The 19,357-nt window shown below is 43.3% G+C and carries 17 protein-coding genes; 9 read left to right on the top strand and 8 right to left on the bottom strand.

Features of this window, described 5'->3' with window-relative positions:
- The first annotated feature begins 132 nt into the window (after positions 1 to 132).
- The 4 genes from IM462_RS08100 to IM462_RS08085 are packed head-to-tail and all read left to right on the top strand — an operon-like array spanning position 133 to position 6,938.
- Positions 133 to 984, top strand: coding sequence for a hypothetical protein (locus IM462_RS08100; RefSeq protein WP_287702771.1), 852 nt, complete (start codon positions 133 to 135; stop codon positions 982 to 984).
- Positions 984 to 2,834, top strand: a complete 1,851-nt coding sequence (locus tag IM462_RS08095) for a VMAP-C domain-containing protein (RefSeq protein ID WP_353737361.1) — start codon at positions 984 to 986, stop codon at positions 2,832 to 2,834. Before IM462_RS08100 ends, IM462_RS08095 begins: the two co-directional genes overlap by 1 nt.
- Positions 2,824 to 3,921: an AAA family ATPase gene (locus IM462_RS08090; RefSeq protein ID WP_287702767.1), complete on the top strand. Its 1,098-nt coding sequence runs from the start codon at positions 2,824 to 2,826 to the stop codon at positions 3,919 to 3,921. The genes IM462_RS08095 and IM462_RS08090 overlap by 11 nt, the downstream gene beginning before the upstream one ends.
- 8 nt (positions 3,922 to 3,929) lie before the next feature.
- Positions 3,930 to 6,938: an SAV_2336 N-terminal domain-related protein gene (locus IM462_RS08085; protein ID WP_287702765.1), complete on the top strand. Its 3,009-nt coding sequence runs from the start codon at positions 3,930 to 3,932 to the stop codon at positions 6,936 to 6,938.
- A gap of 673 nt (positions 6,939 to 7,611) precedes the next feature.
- Here IM462_RS08085 and IM462_RS08080 read toward each other — a convergent pair.
- The 8 genes from IM462_RS08080 to IM462_RS08045 form a co-directional block, all read right to left on the bottom strand.
- On the bottom strand, positions 7,612 to 8,031 hold the full coding sequence (locus IM462_RS08080; protein ID WP_004269015.1) for a PIN domain-containing protein: 420 nt from the start codon (positions 8,029 to 8,031) through the stop codon (positions 7,612 to 7,614).
- A gap of 10 nt (positions 8,032 to 8,041) precedes the next feature.
- Entirely contained in the window at positions 8,042 to 8,296 is a 255-nt protein-coding gene (locus IM462_RS08075; protein WP_002782656.1) for a hypothetical protein, read from the bottom strand.
- Positions 8,297 to 8,392: 96 nt separating this feature from the next.
- Entirely contained in the window at positions 8,393 to 8,632 is a 240-nt protein-coding gene (locus IM462_RS08070) for a hypothetical protein (RefSeq protein ID WP_004163133.1), read from the bottom strand.
- A 75-nt stretch (positions 8,633 to 8,707) separates the two neighbouring features.
- A complete protein-coding gene (locus IM462_RS08065) occupies positions 8,708 to 10,654 on the bottom strand; it encodes a pentapeptide repeat-containing protein (protein WP_287702760.1) in 1,947 nt (648 codons plus the stop codon).
- Between the two features lie 5 nt (positions 10,655 to 10,659).
- Positions 10,660 to 10,944: a DUF2103 domain-containing protein gene (locus tag IM462_RS08060; RefSeq protein ID WP_002732155.1), complete on the bottom strand. Its 285-nt coding sequence runs from the start codon at positions 10,942 to 10,944 to the stop codon at positions 10,660 to 10,662.
- Between the two features lie 2 nt (positions 10,945 to 10,946).
- A complete protein-coding gene (gene clpS / locus IM462_RS08055; RefSeq protein ID WP_002758084.1) occupies positions 10,947 to 11,240 on the bottom strand; it encodes an ATP-dependent Clp protease adapter ClpS in 294 nt (97 codons plus the stop codon).
- A gap of 55 nt (positions 11,241 to 11,295) precedes the next feature.
- On the bottom strand, positions 11,296 to 12,429 hold the full coding sequence (locus tag IM462_RS08050; RefSeq protein ID WP_002775633.1) for a glycosyltransferase family 4 protein: 1,134 nt from the start codon (positions 12,427 to 12,429) through the stop codon (positions 11,296 to 11,298).
- Positions 12,430 to 12,524: 95 nt separating this feature from the next.
- Complete coding sequence (locus tag IM462_RS08045; RefSeq protein WP_287702757.1) at positions 12,525 to 13,187, bottom strand: 4'-phosphopantetheinyl transferase family protein; 663 nt, start codon at positions 13,185 to 13,187, stop codon at positions 12,525 to 12,527.
- Positions 13,188 to 13,297: 110 nt separating this feature from the next.
- Here IM462_RS08045 and IM462_RS08040 point away from each other — a divergent pair, with 110 nt between their 5' ends.
- The 5 genes from IM462_RS08040 to IM462_RS08020 all read left to right on the top strand — a co-directional run bounded on the left by IM462_RS08040 (position 13,298) and on the right by IM462_RS08020 (position 19,073).
- Complete coding sequence (locus IM462_RS08040; protein WP_287702756.1) at positions 13,298 to 14,239, top strand: serine hydrolase; 942 nt, start codon at positions 13,298 to 13,300, stop codon at positions 14,237 to 14,239.
- A 362-nt stretch (positions 14,240 to 14,601) separates the two neighbouring features.
- Positions 14,602 to 15,951 carry a ParA family protein gene (locus IM462_RS08035; RefSeq protein ID WP_287702754.1) on the top strand — a complete coding sequence of 450 codons (1,350 nt, stop codon included), beginning with the start codon at positions 14,602 to 14,604 and terminating at the stop codon, positions 15,949 to 15,951.
- Entirely contained in the window at positions 15,952 to 16,650 is a 699-nt protein-coding gene (locus IM462_RS08030) for a ParB N-terminal domain-containing protein (protein WP_287702752.1), read from the top strand.
- A 130-nt stretch (positions 16,651 to 16,780) separates the two neighbouring features.
- On the top strand, positions 16,781 to 17,473 hold the full coding sequence (locus IM462_RS08025) for a Uma2 family endonuclease (RefSeq protein ID WP_287702750.1): 693 nt from the start codon (positions 16,781 to 16,783) through the stop codon (positions 17,471 to 17,473).
- Between the two features lie 175 nt (positions 17,474 to 17,648).
- On the top strand, positions 17,649 to 19,073 hold the full coding sequence (locus IM462_RS08020) for an FAD-binding domain-containing protein (protein ID WP_287702748.1): 1,425 nt from the start codon (positions 17,649 to 17,651) through the stop codon (positions 19,071 to 19,073).
- The last annotated feature ends 284 nt before the right edge of the window (positions 19,074 to 19,357 follow it).

The raw sequence follows: 19,357 nt of genomic DNA, 5'->3' as shown, positions 1-19,357 counted from the left end.
GGGGGATCGAACCTAAAATCCATTTTTAATTTAATTATAACCAGCTACTTATTTTATTCTTGTTCTAAAGTGGGAAAAACCGTTTAAAATTGAAAATCAACAGGGATAGGAAAGCCCTGTAACTGGAGGATCATGGCTAAAATTGTCGGTGTTCATGGCATCGCGCAAGAATTTAGGGGTAGCCACACGATTTGTGCTGAGTGGTTGCCAAGTCTCAAGGATGGATTGAAACTCGCAGGAACCGAGTTAAAGTCCGATACTGATTTTCGTTGTGCGTTTTACGGAGATATTTTTCGGGGAAAATCGAAAGCGATCGGCATTCCGAACTACGATGTTAATGATATCGATTCCGATTGGGAAAAAGAATTACTCCAGTTGTGGTGGCAAGAAACGGAACAAGTGGAAAATAATCATCCCAATGCGGATAGCCTTTCGAGAGAAAAATCTACCCCGAAAATTATCCAGAGAGCTTTGTCGGGGTTAAGTGAATCTCGGTTTTTCGGTAGCATTGCCGAGAAATTGGTTATTTCTTATCTTAAGCAAGTAGAGGGCTATTTACACAATCGAAAGCTAAAACAGCAGATTCAAGAGCGAGTAATAGAATGTATCGATGAAGATACGCGGGTACTTGTGGCCCATTCTCTCGGTTCGATCGTCTGTTACGAAACTTTATGTCAGCATCCAGAATGGCCGATTAAAGTCTTTGTCACTCTCGGTTCTCCTTTGGGGATAAGACAATTAATTTTCGATCGACTGCAACCATCCCCCCGCAATAACCTGGGGCGCTGGCCCGGAAATGTGGAAAGATGGGTGAATATCGCGGACGATGGCGATGTGGTGGCGTTGACAAAGCAACTCAACCCTTTATTTGAGGGAACTGTCGAGGATAAGTTAGTTTATAATGGCTGCGAGGCTCACGATGCCAAAAGCTATCTTACGGCGGTTGAAACCGGCGAAGCAATTCGATCGGGGTTAATCGATTGATGGGTAATGGTATGGATGAAGAAATCAAGTATTATCTAATCGCTTGTGGGACAAAGGATTACAACGCATTCGAGCAATTACCCAGCGTCGAGACGGATTTAGAATTGGTGAACAGTCTGTTTACCAGTGGTTTTGGATATGAAAGAGTTCTGCCAAGTTTACACTTGAATCCCACAACTAACGATCTTAAAAAATTATTCCCTAATTGGCTTCGGGATAGAGAGCGGCATGGAACGAAAAATATTCTTATTTTTTACTATTCTGGTCATGGCGAATATTGTCCAGGTGATAGACATTATCTCATACTGGAAGACACAAATAGTGACGATATACCTTCAACGGCTTTACCGACTCAAGACTTAGTTCTTCCTATTAAAAATAACCAAGTAACAATCTCTCAAGTTCTCTATATTATTGACACTTGTTACTCCCAAAGTGGTGCGGGAGATATTATACAATTCGTTAGCAATGCGATCAAACAATATGAAGCGGTTCGAGGAGCTAATATAGCTATTCATGTTATGGCCGCTTGTAGGGCAAAAGATACAGCGATCGAAGGCGTTTTATCCCGATCGCTGCAACAAGCTCTCGATGATATAGAAGCGATCGATTTTTATTCCCACCGTGGATATGTCGATCTAGGTTGGTTGGTTGATAAAATGAACCAGAATGTTGACGGTAATCAGCGTGTTAATTATTCTGCGCTAGGAATTGAAACCTATGCTAGGTTTTTTCCTACTTATCCTAAAGCTGACCAAAAATGGGAAAATCAACGATTTAATTTAATCGAAAAACTTTTCGATATTTTAAATATTAATTCCGATAATAGTTTATTTTTAATCAACTCTTTTCTGTTAGTCTATGAAGATCCCAAATCGTCATCTATTTCAAACATACAAGAGCTTAGAGAAAAACTAAAAGATTTATCTAGTAAGCCAGTTAATAAAGAAATATGTCCTTTAATTTTATTTTCTGAATGGTGCAGGTTGAAGTTATTTAAGGATGAAACCCTAGATATTGCTGAAGATATTGATACTTGGAAAGGTGAAGCTGTTCGATATAGGGATGGTGTGCAGTTAGACACAATCAAGAAATATGCGAGAGAATTGTGGGATAAATTTAATAAAAATATCGAACTAGAAGGAAGAATACAAATTGTAATCTCACCCGCAATTGATAAACATAATAATACTGGCTTACAAACAGAATATTTTCATGTAAATACGATGTTTTTTGTGGGAATAAACAATAAAATTAAGTTATGGAATATCTATAAAAAAGAACAAGGTTTTATGTTAGAAGAAATGCAAAATAGTTTCTATCAGGTAATTCCTGAAATGTTTTACTATTTACCCGATCGAGCAAGACTAGAGATTGAATTTTTCCTTCCATTTGCTTTGCTGAAACACTCCCTAGAAGATATTAAGTTTAGAACCGGTGATGGGCCATCTATCGGATACGAGTATCCTGTTTTTATTAACTCCTTCGATCGCTATTTTGATGAAGATTTCCGAGAAATACGCGACAAGATCGAGGAGATCAAGAGAGCTTTATGGGAAAATAATAGCGATCTTAACCAAAAACATTACTACATCGGAACCGAACCATCGATCGCCGATCTGGAATATATTGTGGAATCCCTGCCGATCGCCGTCTGGAGTCGAAACGCCAATCAACCGATGACAGATAACGATCTAAAACCCTCGGAATGGAGAAACTGGCCCGATAATATCAAAGAATTACGCAGAAACAAGCGAGAAATCGCCCTTTTCTGGGACGATCTATACCCCAAACCCTCCCCGAGACCAAGACCTCTAAACACGAGAGTGGTGGAATCCAATGGCCAATAAACCAGTTACCAAACCAGAAGACCTTCGCATCTATCGGGGTTTGACCCTGAGTGCCGATAGTTTACCCACACCCAAAGAACAAAGAAAACACCTCGATCGCATCCCACCGCCACCCCCTTGGCGCAGTTTTAGCCTGTCCCCGGAAGAATGGACAAAAGCGGCAAAATCGCAGGAAATACCGCCCGAACAGGGAAAAATCGACCCTAGGGCTTTAGGATTCGTCGCGGATAGGAAAGCGGTGGAATTGGTGAATGCTGCCCTCTGTTTGCGTCGTCCCCTACTGATCGAGGGCAACCCCGGCGCCGGCAAGACTTCCCTGGCCTACGCAGTTGCCCGGGAATTGGGATTACCCGGCCCCTACCGTTGGTCGATCGTTTCCCGCACCACCCTTAAAGAGGGTCTTTATGCCTACGATGCGATCGGACGGTTACAGGAAGCTTCCCTACAAAGACAGAAAGTGGGAGAGGGGGGAGAGTACGAGGAACCAGATATCGGCAGCTATCTAAGATTAGGTCCCATGGGGATGGCTTTTAAACAATCCCGTCCCGGACGACCGGCGGTGCTGCTAATTGATGAGATCGATAAAAGCGACATCGATATGCCTAACGATCTCCTCCATATTTTCGAGGAGGGATTTTTTGAAATCCCGGAACTGACACGATTAAAAACCGGCGACCAATCCGTTCTTCCCTATCGCGGTCAACAGGACGACAGCGAGGAGAAAATCAAGATCGATCGAGGTTGTGTGTCCTGCAAGGAGTTCCCCCTAGTATTCATGACCAGTAACGAGGCCCGGGAGTTTCCCCCTGCTTTCCTGCGTCGATGTTTGCGTTTAAGACTCGAACAACCCAATAACGAGGATGATTTCTATCGCATACTAGAGCAACGTTTCCCCCCAGAGAGCCTAAATCAATTGGACGAACCGGCCAGAAATCTGATCCGGGAATTTCTCGATCGAATTAAACGCAAAGACAAACTAGCCACCGATCAACTGCTCAACGCGGTCTATCTGTTACTACAGGGAAACGACCTCACCGACCCCGATAGCAAGCTGCTAGACACCATCTTTAAATCCTTGCAAGGGTAGGGGGAGAGATGGAAGGGAAGAAAGCCATCTGGTGGGAAGACGAGAGGGAAATGGCAGAACTGATCTGGTGCGCTGCTTACCTCGATCGAATTATCGCGCCTTGGTCGATGGAGCAGCCCGGACAGTCGGAAGCAACCTCATCTAATGATAAGGAGGATAACCAGTCATCCGGCAGCGGTGAAAAAACCCCTCCCCCCGGAGCGATCGAGTCAACGATTCCCGTTGTCCATCCCGAAAACATCGATCGCCCGACGCAGACCTCCCGGAAGCGCGATTCGGTCGAGAGCGATCGTTCTTCTCCCGTTCGTGTCCCCGATCCCTTTCCGATACCCGAACCCACCGCCATCAGTAAGGCAATTCTCCCCCTAGCGCGTCGCGTGCCTGGATTACGGGCCGACGAGTTGGATATCGAGGTTACGGTGGAACGGACGGCCGAAGCGGGGGGATTACCGATGCTCGCTTTCCGTCCTCCCCTAGAACGTTGGTTAGAGGTTCACCTGTTGATCGATCGCTCTCCCCCGATGGAATTTTGGGGAGATCTAGCGGGGGGAATGACCACCCTCTTCCGTTGGCAAGGCTTTTTTAGGGATGTGCGGGTTTGGTGGTTCGAGACGGGTGAAAATGAAGCTCGTTTGCTTTCCGGTGCGGGGCAAATCGAACGGAACCCTCGCAGTCTGGTTGCACCCTCTGGAAACCGACTTTTTATTGTCCTAACCGATACTTTGGGGAAAGCTTGGCGATCGGGGTCTGCCTTCGCCACCCTAGCGGATCTGGGAAAAGAACACCCCGTCACCATTGCTCACATTTTCCCGCAGGAGCTATGGCAACGAACCGCTTTAGAGGGAGCGATCCTCCGGCCTTTGATCGCACCGGGTCCCGCTTCTGCCAATGCAATACTGCAAGTGGGGGAAAGACTCCGCACGAAGCAGATTCTCTATCGGTTCCCCATTTTCAATCTATCCCCCGCTCACTTTGCAACCTGGGCGAAATTTATCGCTGGGAGCGGTGGTAACTCCATTCAGGGGGTTTTAATGGGAGCAACAACTGCGGGGGTGAATATGGGTGAAACCGGAGAAGAAGAGGCAGCCGCTCCGGAAGCGGAATCCCCGGAAGAGTTATTGAGAGGCTTTTTAATCGATGCCAGTCCTTTGGCCCGAGAACTGGCTAAAGTGCTGGCGGCCGTTCCCCTGATTCCTCCGGTGATGCGATTGGCACAGCGGCGATTTTTACCCGATAGTAAACATTGGCATCTAGCGGAGGTCTTTTTTAGCGGACTGGTCGAAAAATCTACCTTTAGTCCGGAGGGAGCGACGGTTCCGGATGCTTGGTACGATTTTTACCCCGGCATTCGTCAGCTACTGTTGGCAGATAGTGCCGCTAGACGCACGATCGATATTTGGCGCGGCATCGGCGATTATATTCGCGACCATTACGGCGAATTTCGCGATTTTTCGGCTCTAATCCCCAATCCACAGGGTTCTCTAGCGGATGCAGTCAGCGATCGCTCTCTCTATTTCGCTGAGGTGGACGCGGCTGTTCTCCGCACTTGGGGGGGAGAGTACGCCGGTATCGCCCAAAACATCGAAGCGAAGGTGGCGGGGCGAAAGCGGCAGATCGATCTGAAAATCAATCTCACTCATCTAGAAAAATTACTAACAAACCGGCAATGGCAAGAGGCCGACCGGGCGACAGCCGAAATTCTAATAATAGCGGCGGATCGAGAACGAGAGGGTTGGTTAGAGGCGGAAGATCTGCAGCGATTGCCTAGCGATGTATTGCAGATAGTTGATCGATTATGGCTGGAGTATAGCCTTCAACACTTTGGATTTAGCGTTCAGAAACAGATATGGTCAAGTCTTGGCGGTAATTTAGAACGGGAGGACGAAAAAGTTTACAAGCGATTTGCAGAACTTGTTGGTTGGTACAACCAATCGAGGGATCGTTGGTTAGCTTGGGACGATTATACCTTTAGTCTTGATGCTCCCCGGGGACATCTGCCTAGATATTTGCCCAGTCAATCTCAAAGGATCAGACCTTACCTTTTATCCCGTCCCGATTTGTTTAATCGAGATTTTCAAGATTTCGATATCCCGAGCCCGACTCCTGAAAAACTCCTAAAATTCACCTTCGAGACCCTATACGTCGATAAACGGGGAGAAATTACCAAAAGAGAACCCCTGGAGGCCTACTACTACCAAGAACCCCTAGGGGAGGGCATCGAACCCCTGACTATGGTTGCTATCCCGGGGGGAACTTTCCTGATGGGTTCACCGGGAGAAAAGGACGATAAGAAGTCTGAAAAACCCCAACACCCCGTGAGCGTCAGTGCTTTCTACCTGAGCCAGACTCCGATTACGCGGGCGCAATGGCGGTTCGTGGCCCACCTACCGAGGGAAGGAAAATACCTCGATCCAGAACCTGCGGAGTTTAAGGAAAGCGATAACAACCCCGTCGAGCGCGTGAGTTGGTACGATGCGATCGAATTCTGCGCCCGTCTGTCCCGTCACACGGGAAAAAATTACCGTTTACCGAGCGAGGCCGAGTGGGAATACGCTTGTAGAGCGGGAACAACCACCCCCTTCCACTTTGGCGAGACGATCACGGCAGAACTGGCGAATTACGATAGTTCAACGGTCTATCAACAAGAAAAGGCGAAAAAATCCCCAAAGAAAACCACTCCCGTCCGCTCCTATCCCCCCAACGCCTTCGGGCTGTACGATATGCACGGGAATGTTTGGGAGTGGTGTTTAGATCCGTGGCACAGAGGTTATCAAGGCGCACCGCCCACAGACGGGAGCGTTTGGGACGAGACAAATAATGATAATCGTTATGAAAACTTATTAAATAGTATAAAAGAACTCTTGACAGATAACCGAGATTGTGTATTGCGGGGCGGTTCTTGGTACCTCAATCCAACTTTCTGCCGTTCCGCTTACCGCAGCAACTTCAGCCGCCGCGACTACAACGACTACTACCTCGGTTTTCGGGTGGTGTGCGGTGCTGGGAGGACCCTGTAACCCTTTTCCCCTTTTTTTCCCTTTTTTCCCTCATTCCCTTTTCTGGAATTTTTTTAGGCAAGCTATAGCACAAGTGTATTAGTTTAGGGGGTCAATTACCTGGGGGGTTTGATCCCCCCTGCCCCCCTTGATAAGGGGGGTTTGATCCCCCCTGCCCCCCTTGATAAGGGGGGTGCCGATAGGCGGGGGGATCTCCCTTGATAAGGGGGGTGCCGATAGGCGGGGTGGGGTCGTTTCATTCCCTCAAATGTCATTCTCTCCAATCCAACAGAGTTTTTAGATTTATTCAGCAAGCTCTATCTAGGGTTTGCTGAATAAGTACGGGCGAAGCATTCGGATAGAAAATCTACCTTTTCACCGATAGGTTATTGTCCGAATGCTTCGTCCCTACAGGACGCGGGCCGATGAAGACGCAAGGTTTTGAACGACGATTCTCTCAAAATCTTGCACCTGTTTCGCGAGAAAAGCCCCAAAACCTTTACTTTGCCTACATTTCAAATTTATTCAGCAAACCCTATCTAGCCGGTCTGAGATTAACCCTAGCCAAACTCATCCAACGCTCGCAAAGTTGGGAAGCGCACCTAGTCCAGGGCGATACCCACCGACTACGGCGGGATATCTTTGATTCTTACGAATTCACCAGAATATCGGATATTGTTGTGATCGCCGTCGTTCACTCACCGAAATACAGGTGAACCCGATTGCTCGTCCAGGTTGCCACCCCCGTGCCGAAAAAATCCGCGTCTTCCGTCCAGATCGGGCATTCCAGCAATAAAGCCAGCGCCACGACTGGCCAATCGTCCACATCCCGCGCGGCGATGCGTTTTCTAGCCTCCCCCTCGTAAGAAGCGTACAGGCTGTTATCCACGATCCGCACCCAACCGGTCAAACCTTCCAAGACTGCCATCGCGTCCTCGCTCCCTAGGTCGCGTTTCTCGAAAAGAATCGGTAAATATCGCCTTGCGTCGGCGTAACAGCGATCGGTCGTAAAAAAATCTACCGTGGGAGCGAACCGAGCGATCATCTCCCGTACCTTTTTCCCCAACACGGCACGGATGAGAATATTGGCATCCAGAACGATTCTTTTCGTCATAGCAGAAAGCCTAACGCTCGCCTTCCCGGAGTTGACGGAATTCGCGAACGAGCGCATCTTCAGAAAGTCCCTGTTCGCGTAAAAGCGCATCCAACCTCTCGGCGGCGCGTTTTAACCCGTCGATCTCCGCTTCCGATGGCTCCGGTCGTGCCGGTAAGAAATAACCCACCGTCTGACCCTGGCAAGTGACGGCGATGGGAGTAGTAGAACTCAAATATTTGGCGAGATGATCCCGGAATTCTCCCATTCCGATTTTTTCTAGCATAGACTATTGCTTTTCGCGCTTGTGTACTGTTGTGTAGATAATTTTAGCAGAAAAATCTTAGGTTGGGGACGTGCTAACTCGCTGATAATGTTAGTATCACACAGGAATGTCATTTAAGCTTTCTGCAAATGGATTAGAACGATCTTGGCGAGGAGGAACTTCTATAGTATAGTTTTCTTCAGCACAAATTTGTCGCAATTCTGCTAAAGCTTGGGCTAGGTTATCAAAATCTGTTTGAGTTTCATGGGCAGCTAATTTCTTTTCTAAGAGCAATCTTTCTTCTTCAGAAAGGGATTGTATAATTTGGACGAGAGATTCAATCAATTTGGCATTCATGGTTTTTTCCTCTTTCCACTCATATTTCTGTTACCCAAAACGAAAAGATAACTGCTGTATTTAAATTTTTACAGTTTATTTTAAATAAATCAAGAGATTTAACCCCGGAATTGTGCGCGAGAGAGTCCAGATAAGGAGAGTGATATAAAAGATGCCGATACCCCATTGATACCAAACTAAAAAGGAAATGATAGCGGGTAATTCTCGATCGCGAACTCGCCAATCATTAAAGCCTAATTTTAGCAAATTATTGAGACTTAAATCGTAATAATTTAACCAATTCCAACGCTTTTGCCAAGGAATAGGAGTATAACGATCGCGAAAGAGGGGAAATTCAGGAACCACGGGTAAACGGGTGATTAATAAGCGTAATTGTCGCATACTGCCATCTTGCAGAAAATAGGAACTATCCATTAAATCGTGATAGCGTCCCCGACGATAAAGTTCGATAACTAAAATTAGGGGTAAGGGGACAAGAATTAGGGCAATAGCTGTTAAAGTTAGTAGGGGACGACTGGCAGATTGCAGGATATTAAACACACCAGAAAGGGTGAGAATAATATAGCTAGTTACCATACAAAAGATTTCATAACGACTAGGAATTACTGGTTTAGGAGTGAGACGACGCACGCGATCAATTAACCAAAATAAACAGCCAAAATAGGCAAAAATTATGATTCCTGTCCCGAAAACTAAACTAAAATTTGTACCATCTTGACTTAAGAGTAATAGTAAAGCAAGGAAAGAAGTATGCAGAAAATCAGCTACCCAAGTGAGGTTAATTAGGCGAATAACTGAGATATTATTTAGCTTTTGTTTTAACTGTTGTAATCGCAATTTTTCGGTTTTGTATTCAATTTGATTAGCATCGGCAATTTGTTCTAGGGAGCGAAAATTACGAACTAAATTTCTTAAAACTGTCTCATTTCCTGCTAGGTTTGGTAAATAAATTGCCTGACCAATTACTCCTCTATCTCCCAGTATTTTCGCTTTATCGGAATCAAAAGCTAATCCCGATACACTCAAATAACTATTTTTAGTAAAAGTGGAATTACTAAAATCTACCTGATCTAAAAGTTTCACATCTTGAAAACTAACGACACCATTAAAATAACTAGACCGGAAAGCGCCTGATTTTTCAAAAGTGGCATTTCTAAAGGTTAATAAACTTAAAAATCTACTCTTAGAAAATAGCGGACGATCTCGCCATTGACTTTGGGAAAAATTGGCTTCTTTTTCCCAGAAAGTACGGGTAAAATCTGCGAGTTTATCGTATTTAGTTTGATCAAAATAAGCTTCAGCAGTAAAATGACTGCCATGGAAGTTAGTAATACTTTTAAAATGGGCCGTGCGAAAGATGGCTTTATTTAAAAATTGACTTTGACTAAAATTTACATCTCCCATAAAATTAGCTTTTGTAAATTTTGCCACCCTAGCAAAACGCGATTCTACCCAATTACTTTCACGACTAAATTTTGCTGCCATTGCTTCGACAATTTGCAGAAAAAAAGTCTTAGAAAAGTCCACTTCTCCCATAAATACGGTTCCCTGCAACTTCACAGGTCCGCGAAATACTGTGACATTAAAAACCGGTTCATCGCTATCGAATAAAAAATTTTCGTCCTGTTGTAATAACTGTTCTTCTGTGGGTGATAACAAGGTAGCGAGGGCCACTTTTGTTAAAGGAGTCGGTAAACCCAGACGGGAAGCGATAAAATTGCCTTGAATTAAGGAATTACTAAAATCTAAACCTAGGGGTTGTTTAGCGCGATTAATTTGACCTTGAATCTGTTGATAAAATTGTTCTTGTAGTTCCTTATTTTCATCGCGGATATCGATAACTAAATTGGCTAAATCGATAGTAGTCATCCCTTCTTTAAGGACGGGTGCGCTTAAACGTTCCTGCAATAAAGTTACTGTTAAAGGAACCCTATCCACTACTGCCAAACTAGGGAGAGAATGTAAACAGAAAAACAGAAGAACAATGATTAGTAACCAGCAGCTTTTCAACAACGCACCCACGACAGTTATTTTCCTAAACAAGCTTGGATAGCCATTTCTAAGTCCTCTTGGTTTAAATCGGTAATAACAAAGACTTCCTGAACACTTTTTCCTGTCCTCGCAATCAGCTTAAAACCACCACGAATTGGCACTGATATCCGCAATTGTAACCGCGGACAATGACCTTTTGAGCGAGAAAGTACCCCCGGGGTGACAGTAGTGATTCCTTGATAAGTAATTAACTTTTCTAATACCGCAATCAACCCCGGTATATGAGTAGAATGATTCCAAACTAAGCGACCATTATTCATAATTATGCGGCCTCTAGGGGAGCCATGGTTAATCCTTCCCGTCGCAATTGTTGGTGATAAAGTTCCGCTTGTTCTTGGGGACCTGTCCAGACAATTGCTTGTCCTTGGTAGTGAACTTGATTAGTTAATTCCCAAGCTCGATCGGTGGTCATATCCGGGATATATTTAATTAAACAATTGGCCACATGATCGAAGGTGTTAAAGTCATCGTTGAGAACAATAACTTTATAGTTGGGATAAGTCTTTTTCACCCCTTGGGTGGACTTATCTAAGGTGGTACTAGGTGCGCTGGCCATAAAAGTTACAATAGGTCAAGGTTTTTGCGGTTAAATTCGAGCATTTTGACAACAATTAAGCGGCAAAAGCCACAGAATTATTATTCAAAACTTGGTGATAGTAATTTAATAACTGTTTGGTGGCCGCTTGCCATGCCCATTTTTCCGCTTCTAGACGCGCATTTCGTCGTAATTCCTCTCTTTCTGCCTTGGCGGTTAGTAATCTTTGGGTGGCACTAATTAAACCCTTTTCATCCCTAGGATCGAAGAGATGACCATTAACTCCATCGGTGACAATATCGGGAATTCCCCCCGAATTTGCCGCCACCACCGGACAACCGGCAGCCATGGATTCTAAGAGTACCAAACCGAGGGTTTCTGTGCGTGAGGGAAAAAGAAAAGCATCTGCGGAAGCAAAAGCGGAGGCTAATTCTAACCCCTGTAAATAACCGACAAAATGGGTATTTGTGTCGGCAAAATGACTTGTTAAAGCTTCCCGATGGGGACCATCTCCCACAATGGCAAATCTTGCTTCGGGAATCGCTTCTAAGACTGGTTTAATGCGATCAATTTCTTTTTCGGCCGACACTCGACCAACGTATAATAAGAGAGGACTATCGGGGTTATTTTGGGATAATTTCAGTCTCATAGCCGGGGATTTTAAATGAGGTTGAAATAATTCCGTATCGACTCCCCTTTGCCAAAGCTCGACCTTTTCAATGCCACGACTAGATAATTCTTGTACCATAGCAGTGGAAGTGCAGAGATTTAAACTTGCTTGATTGTGGGCCAATTTTAATAATTCCCAGAGTAATCCTTCTAGGGAACCTAATCCATAGTGTTGTAGGTATTGGGGGAGATGGGTATGATAGGAAGCGACGAGGGGAATGTTCATAGTTTTGGCAAAATAAATGCCTCCCACCCCTAAAACAGCCGGGTTAACCACATGAATAATATCGGGTTTGAACCTCTCTAAAGCTTGACCGACGGAAGGCCGGGGGAAAGCCATTTTTAATTCTGGATATAGGGGTAAGGGAATCCCTGTAACTCCATGAATCTTAGCACCTTTGTACTCCTTTAAACCGCCATCGGGAGAGAAAACTAATACTTGATGACCTAATCTTTGTAGGTGTTCCACGGTATGTTTAAGACGGGTGACAATTCCATCGATTTTCGGTAAGAAGGTTTCTGTAAAAAGAGCAATTCGCATAGAGAAAACAAGGTTAAGTAATAATTAAGGACAAGCTTTTTGAGATAGCTAGGAATAATTACTGAATTTCTCAAGGCAATTAACTCCCCAATTAATCATAGATCAGAAAGGCCAAAGGTTTTAATCACTCGATCGCTACCTTCGATAACCACCGTCGCTCGATAATTATCGCCGATTGCTGCCGTCCATAATTGCCATTCCCCCGCCACATTGTCTAATTTTAAGGGATTGAGGCCCACTTCCACTCGATCGAGTCCCCCGCTAATTCCCGTTCCCAGTGCCTTTAAATAAGCCTCTTTTGCCGTCCATAACTGAAAAAATAGCTTTTCCTTCTCCGCAGACTTTTCAACAAGCTCGTGTTCCCTAGCACAAAAAAATCTTTTTGTCAAGCTATCTAAATCTTTCATCTGGCGCATTTTCTCTAAATCTACCCCAATGCGAGCGGTTAAAGTCAAGCCACAGATTGCCATATCTTCGGAATGGGAGAGATTAAACTGTAATTGGTAGTTAATACTCGGTTTTCCCCGTTCACTGTAGATAAACTCGATTTTTTCGGGACTTATCGCCAAATATGACCCTAAAATCTCGCGTAAACATCCCCTAGCCACCAAAAAACGCCGCTTGTGTTCGGGAAAATGGTAACGATTAGCTCTAATTATTTCATCTTCCGAGAGCAAAGAAGCCAGTTTTTCTAGTCTATCCCCAGAGGGATCAAGACTGATAAAATAGAGATGAACCTCATCGGTAGATATAAACATTAAACTCAGAAGCGATCAAATAATTAATTATCGGTAAATTTTACCTTAAAATGAGAATTGCCGACTCAAGAATTTATCCACCTTCTAACTCTTGACTTTGCAGCACACCTATGAACTTTTTTCATACTGAAGACCATCTCCAACAGTTCGGTACAGATATTTTAGAAACAACTTGGCGAGAATTTCCCCAATTAGCTCAAGAACAAATCGCCCTAACTTGGATAGTATATGATCCTCCTGTTATCGTCAACACGGGGGGAGCAATTTCTCACGAAGAATTCTGGAAATATTCCCCCCGCGGCTTTAGTTATCGCGGACAAGAAAGAACCTATCCCGCTAGTTTAGTGAAATTGTTTTATCTGGTAGCAATTCATGAGTGGTTAGAGGGGGGAATGATTGCCGAAAGCAGCGAATTAAATCGCGCCATTCGTGACATGATTGTTGACTCTAGTAATGATGCTGCCAGTTTAGTTGTAGATCTGGTTACGGGAACCACTAGCGGTCCAGAAATTGCCGCCAGTCCCTTTGAAACTTGGAAGCAACAACGCAACATAGTTAATCGTTATTTTCAATCCCTAAATTGGCCGGAATTAGCGACAATTAACGTTAATCAAAAAACTTGGTCTGACGGTCCCTATGGACGTGAACGCGCTTTTTTAGGGGAATTAATGGAGAATCGCAATATGTTGACTAGCAATGCAGTGGCGCGTTTAATTCATACTATTGTTGGGGGGATTGCGGTTTCTTCCCAACGTTCTCAAATGATGATGTCTTTACTAAAACGAAGTCTTAATCCTGCTGATTGGACAAGTCAAGGAGATGAGACACAAATCTTAGGATTTCTGGGACAAGGATTACCAGAAAATAGTCAAATTTGGTCAAAAGCTGGTTGGACAAGTCAAGTACGTCACGATGCAGCTTATATTGAAATTCCCCATCATACTCCCTATCTATTGGTGGTATTTACCGAGGGAAAAGATAACAGTCAAAATCGCTCAATTTTACCTTTTATTTCCCAGAAAGTAGCCGAGAAAATTATGCAGATCCATTAATTTAAGCTGTGGGTAGGATGGGTTTCTCTGCTTGGTGCATCTTAATTTTGTAGAAGTATCTATATCACATTTGGGATCACGCGATATTACATTTGGGCGCACACAATATTACATTTGGGCGCACACAATATTACATTTGGGCGCACGCGATGCGCCCCTACTATTGGGGCGATAATGTTATTGTAGGGGCGAATTGCATTCGCCCTCTTTTAATAACTTCTGCTGCTCACCATAAGTGAGAGATGGGGTTCGTTCTTGCAGCTGAAATACTCGATTAAGTTTAGTCTGTGCTTCACCTTGACGAGAAGGACTGTAATCATTTAAACTAACAATAAGTTGTTCTTAAGTATTTCCTCAAATGTGTGACTTTCAACCCTCGCCATTGTCATAACGAAAGGGAAGTGGAGAGTAAATTAATTGTCCAGTATTTACTCCCCAAACTAGGCTACAATCCCGAACATTGGTATCAACAAGTTAGCTTCGGTAAAGTCCGCTTAGATTTCCTTGTTTCCGCTCAAAAACCTATCAACAAAAAGCAGTTTTTACCCTCTCACTGTCTAATTATCGAGGCTAAAAATCCCAGAGAAAAGCTCATCAATCATCGTCACCGCTTAGGTTATTATCTCAACTACTTTAAAGTGCAGTGGGGATTATTAACCAATGGTTATGAGATTCAACTTTATCAAAGAAAACCCGATAAAATTTATCCAGTTTTTAGATGTTCTGGGTTAGAAATTGCCTCTCACTTAGAACAGTTAAAATCTCTGATTGGCTACGAAACCTTATCCCTAGGCATTCCACCGCTCAATTCTCCAACAATCAACCACAGAAACCTCATGAAAACCATCGCAATTTATCATCATAAAGGTGGTGTTGGTAAAACCACCGTCGCTACCAATCTAGCGGCAGCTTTGAATAAAAAAGGCAAGCGAGTATTATTGATTGATATTGATGCTCAAGCTAACAGTACCTTTGCCGTTGGTTTAATTAAGTTTCAATTCGATGATGACGATGATTTAAAAGATAAAAATGTCTTTCATTTGCTAGATAACAGTAACCGCATTTTTATTGAAAATATCGTCAGAAAGTCTCAAGGATTCAATCATCCAGAAATTGATGTTATTCCCTCTCACATATCTTTAATTGCTAACCAAGCTAAAATTAAAGATAATGCGGCGGTATTTGCTAGATTGGCCAGAAAATTAGAGAAAGTAAAGGATCAATACGATATTGTAATTATTGATGCACCTCCCGCACTTGATTTATATGCACGCATTGCTTTAATTGCAGCTGACTATCTAATAATTCCTTCAGATCTTAAACCATTTTCTAATCAAGGATTAGATAGCGTTAAAAACTTTGTTCAAGAGGAAATCAATGAAAGTCGTGGAGATTTGGGTAAACCAACCCTACAAATTTTAGGCGTTTTACCTTCCAAAATTTCCACCCATGCTCAATACTTAAAATATAATTTTCCCAAACAAAAACAAGTGATTCCAGACAAATATGGTTTACCTTTGATGGAATCAATTATCTCGGAAAGAATGGCTTTATCTCGCTGTATAAATCAATACGTTACCGTGGGAGATTTAGAAATTCCTGCTCCCCAATCTATAATTGATTATGCAGAACATCAAGCTGATGCGGGAGTATCAGCAGCAGAATTTGAAGCCTTAGCACTGGAAGTTTTAGCTAAAATAGGAGTTAAATAAATGTGGAAATTTTTACGAGTCGATATTACTGATATTAATCCTTCCCTTCCCAGAGAAACCTTCTCCGAAACTGAATTGGAGAATTTAGCCAATCTTATTATTGAAATGGGTGGACTTATTCGCCCTGTTATTCTCAAAAAAGCTGATAATAAAAAAGTTGATGAACGTTATAATATTATTAGTGGAGATTTAGAATATTATGCTTCTGTTATCGCCAATCAGAAAGTTCCTGACATCGAGATGATTAACGCTTTTGTAGTTGATAAAGAAGCGGAGAGTATCGCTTTACAGCAAATACAGTTATTATCTCCTTCTCCTGGGTTAATTACCAAGCCCGAAAAAATAGATAATCCTCTAGAATTGAGGGTGAGTAATCTTGAAAAACGATTAGAAACTCAGTTACAAGCAATCCGAGAGGAGTACCAAAAAGAAATCAAAAGACTGGAAGAAAAAATTATTATTTCTGCTGCTCCTCCTCCTCCTTCTCCTCCTTCTAAGTCGATTTTAGAGCTTTTGAATAGCTGTGATGCTAATCAACTTAAAAAAGCAGGAATTCCCGCTACATCTGTTAACGATTTTCTGAAAAAACGTTCAGAAAAGCCCTTTGATTCTTTGGAAGATGTCCTAAATCGCCCAGTGTCAGGAGTTAAAGAGAAAAGATTAATTAAACTTATCGATTATTTGCTGACTTCTAATTGATTTTTGTGGGTGTGTTGAGCTACTTTAACACACCCTACCGATGGGTGTTATAATAATGGAAGATCAGGAAAAAATTCCGATCCGATAGCGGGCAAAGATTAACTAGAAGACGGGTGAAAAGAGAAAACTTATGACAACTACCCCAGTAATAGCTGATTCTTTAACAATTCCTCCCCTAGAAAACGGCGATAAATTAACTCGATGGGAATTTGAACGACGTTATCAAGGGATGCCCCATCTCAAAAAAGCGGAATTAATTGAAGGAATTGTTTATATGGCATCTCCCTTGAGAATTACCCAACATGGTGAACCCCACGCGCATATTATGTTATGGTTGGGTTTTTATAAAGCTTTTACCCCCTATCTGCAATTAGGGGACAATTGTACCGTGAGATTAGATATTGATAACGAACCCCAACCGGATGCCCTATTAAGAATTGACAAGGGAGGACAATCGACAATTAGTCAAGATGATTATGTAGAAGGAGCGCCGGAATTAATTGTCGAAATTGCCGCTTCTAGTGCTTCCTACGATGTTCATCAAAAATTAAATGTTTACCGTCGCAATCAAGTCCAAGAATATCTAGTCTGGCGGTTTTATGAACAAGAAATTGATTGGTTTCGGCTACAGGCAGGAGAATATATTAAACTAGAACCCGATAGTGAGGGCATAATGCGCTCCCAAATCTTCCCCGGTTTATGGCTAGATAAAAACGCTTTATTAATGGGCGACTTAGGAAAAGTTTTATTGATTTTGCAGCGGGGGTTAGAAACAGCAGAACATCGAGATTTTGTCAAGAAATTAACTGCCAATTACAGCTAGATTGTAAAATTAGACAATTATTCTTGATCCACTGTCCTATAATTACAGAAAGAGTATTTTTGACTTGAATTTGTTCTTAACTGTACCCCACATTTCGACAAGCTCAATGTAAAATAATCTCGCCCCTGATAATCTTCACTTCGACAAGCTCAGTGACCACTCATCACCTTACTTTATGTCAAATCTAATCCTTTTCTGGCATCGTCGCGATTTACGTCTCTCGGATAATATTGGACTGAGTAAAGCTAGGGAGCGCAGTCCGAAAATTATCGGGGTTTTCTGCCTCGATCCTGCTATTTTAGAGAGGGATGATATCGCCCCTGCTAGAGTTGCCTATCTCCTCGGTTGTCTAGAGGAATTAGAAAAAAATTATCGCCAAAAAGGTAGTCAATTACTGATTATTCGCGGCAACCCCAGTCAAACACTCGTCAACTTAGCCGGCAATTTATCGGCAAAAGCAGTTTTTTTTAACCTCGATATCGAACCCTACGCGCGTCAACGGGATCAACAGGTAATCGCCGCTTTACAAAAAAAAGGAATTGAAGTAGAAACCTTCTGGGATCAACTTCTCCATGCCCCCGGACAAGTCCTCACCCTCTCAAAAAGTCCCTACACCGTATATACTCCTTTTTGGAAAAATTGGAGCCAATTAACCAAAGCCAGCCCCACAACCCTAGAAAACCTGCAAGGATTAGAGGAAAATGAGGGGGAGAAACTCACAGAAACTATTAACTTACCAACCCTAGAAAATTTAGGTTTTACTTGGCAAAACCCCTTACCCCTCACTCCCGGAGAAAAGGCCGCCCATAGCAGATTAGAAGAATTTTGTCAAGGGGTTATTAACAATTATCAAGAAGATCGTAACTTCCCCGCTTTCGATGGCACCTCGCGCTTGAGTGCCGCTTTAAAATTTGGGGCGATTGGCATTCGCACAATTTGGACGGCAACCCTAGAATTATTAGAAAATTGCCGGGCAGAGGAAGCAAAAAATAGTATTATCACTTGGCAGCAAGAGTTAGCTTGGCGGGAATTTTACCAGCATTGTCTCTATTTTTTCCCAGAATTGGCGGTCGGTGCTTATAGAAAAGAATTTCGTCATTTTCCTTGGCAGGATAACGAAGAACATTTTCAAGCTTGGTGCCAGGGAAAAACCGGCTATCCGATCGTTGACGCGGCCATGCGACAATTAAATGAAACGGGATGGATGCACAATCGTTGTCGCATGATCGTGGCGAGTTTTTTAACCAAAGATTTAATTATTAACTGGCAAAAAGGCGAAAAATACTTCATGCAGAAACTTTTTGATGGCGATTTAGCCGCTAATAATGGTGGTTGGCAGTGGAGTGCCTCTAGTGGCATGGATCCGAAACCTTTAAGAATTTTTAATCCCGCTAGTCAGACACAAAAATTCGATCCGGAAGGGGAATATATTCGTCAATGGTTGCCGGAATTAGCCTCCGTAGATACGGAATATTTAGTAACTGGGAAAATCCCCCGTTTAGAAAGACATCGTTGTGGTTATCCTGAGCCAATTGTCGATCATAATCAACAACAAAAAGAGTTCAAACGACTCTATAGTAATCAGAAGCCAAAACAATAACTAGGGTTTGTGGCAAAAAGTTTTTAGTGGGGACAGGGTGACAGGGTAACCATAAGGGTGCATCTCATTTTTGTAAATCTACTAATTTAGGATTTTTCAGGGGAAACTTTCTCCTAAAATTGGGGGTTACTTTCGGTTTTATTACTCAATCCAAGCTTTTGGGGGGTTCTACCCCCCAAACCCCCCGTTGGGGGCGTGGCGCGGTCACTGAGCGTGTCGAAGTGCCGCCCCCAAACCCCCCGCGCATTAGCTTTTCGGTGGGATGCTTACACGCGATTGTTCAT

This window comes from Microcystis sp. M144S2, from assembly GCF_020246065.1.
GTDB classification, from domain to species: Bacteria; Cyanobacteriota; Cyanobacteriia; order Cyanobacteriales; family Microcystaceae; genus Microcystis; species Microcystis ichthyoblabe_A.
The sequence above is the reverse complement of the archived record's forward strand: the minus strand, read 5'-3'. Positions and strand labels throughout refer to the sequence as shown.

Excerpts from the sequence above, each read along its gene's own strand:
- IM462_RS08100 (WP_287702771.1), top strand. The coding sequence starts at position 133 with ATGGCTAAAATTGTCGGTGTTCATGGCATCGCGCAAGAATTTAGGGGT.
- IM462_RS08095 (WP_353737361.1), top strand. The coding sequence starts at position 984 with ATGGGTAATGGTATGGATGAAGAAATCAAGTATTATCTAATCGCTTGT.
- IM462_RS08090 (WP_287702767.1), top strand. The coding sequence starts at position 2,824 with ATGGCCAATAAACCAGTTACCAAACCAGAAGACCTTCGCATCTATCGG.
- IM462_RS08085 (WP_287702765.1), top strand. The coding sequence starts at position 3,930 with ATGGAAGGGAAGAAAGCCATCTGGTGGGAAGACGAGAGGGAAATGGCA.
- IM462_RS08080 (WP_004269015.1), bottom strand. The coding sequence starts at position 8,031 with ATGACGAAAAGAATCGTTCTGGATGCCAATATTCTCATCCGTGCCGTG.
- IM462_RS08075 (WP_002782656.1), bottom strand. The coding sequence starts at position 8,296 with ATGCTAGAAAAAATCGGAATGGGAGAATTCCGGGATCATCTCGCCAAA.
- IM462_RS08070 (WP_004163133.1), bottom strand. The coding sequence starts at position 8,632 with ATGAATGCCAAATTGATTGAATCTCTCGTCCAAATTATACAATCCCTT.
- IM462_RS08060 (WP_002732155.1), bottom strand. The coding sequence starts at position 10,944 with ATGAATAATGGTCGCTTAGTTTGGAATCATTCTACTCATATACCGGGG.
- clpS (WP_002758084.1), bottom strand. The coding sequence starts at position 11,240 with ATGGCCAGCGCACCTAGTACCACCTTAGATAAGTCCACCCAAGGGGTG.
- IM462_RS08050 (WP_002775633.1), bottom strand. The coding sequence starts at position 12,429 with ATGCGAATTGCTCTTTTTACAGAAACCTTCTTACCGAAAATCGATGGA.
- IM462_RS08045 (WP_287702757.1), bottom strand. The coding sequence starts at position 13,187 with ATGTTTATATCTACCGATGAGGTTCATCTCTATTTTATCAGTCTTGAT.
- IM462_RS08040 (WP_287702756.1), top strand. The coding sequence starts at position 13,298 with ATGAACTTTTTTCATACTGAAGACCATCTCCAACAGTTCGGTACAGAT.
- IM462_RS08030 (WP_287702752.1), top strand. The coding sequence starts at position 15,952 with ATGTGGAAATTTTTACGAGTCGATATTACTGATATTAATCCTTCCCTT.
- IM462_RS08025 (WP_287702750.1), top strand. The coding sequence starts at position 16,781 with ATGACAACTACCCCAGTAATAGCTGATTCTTTAACAATTCCTCCCCTA.
- IM462_RS08020 (WP_287702748.1), top strand. The coding sequence starts at position 17,649 with ATGTCAAATCTAATCCTTTTCTGGCATCGTCGCGATTTACGTCTCTCG.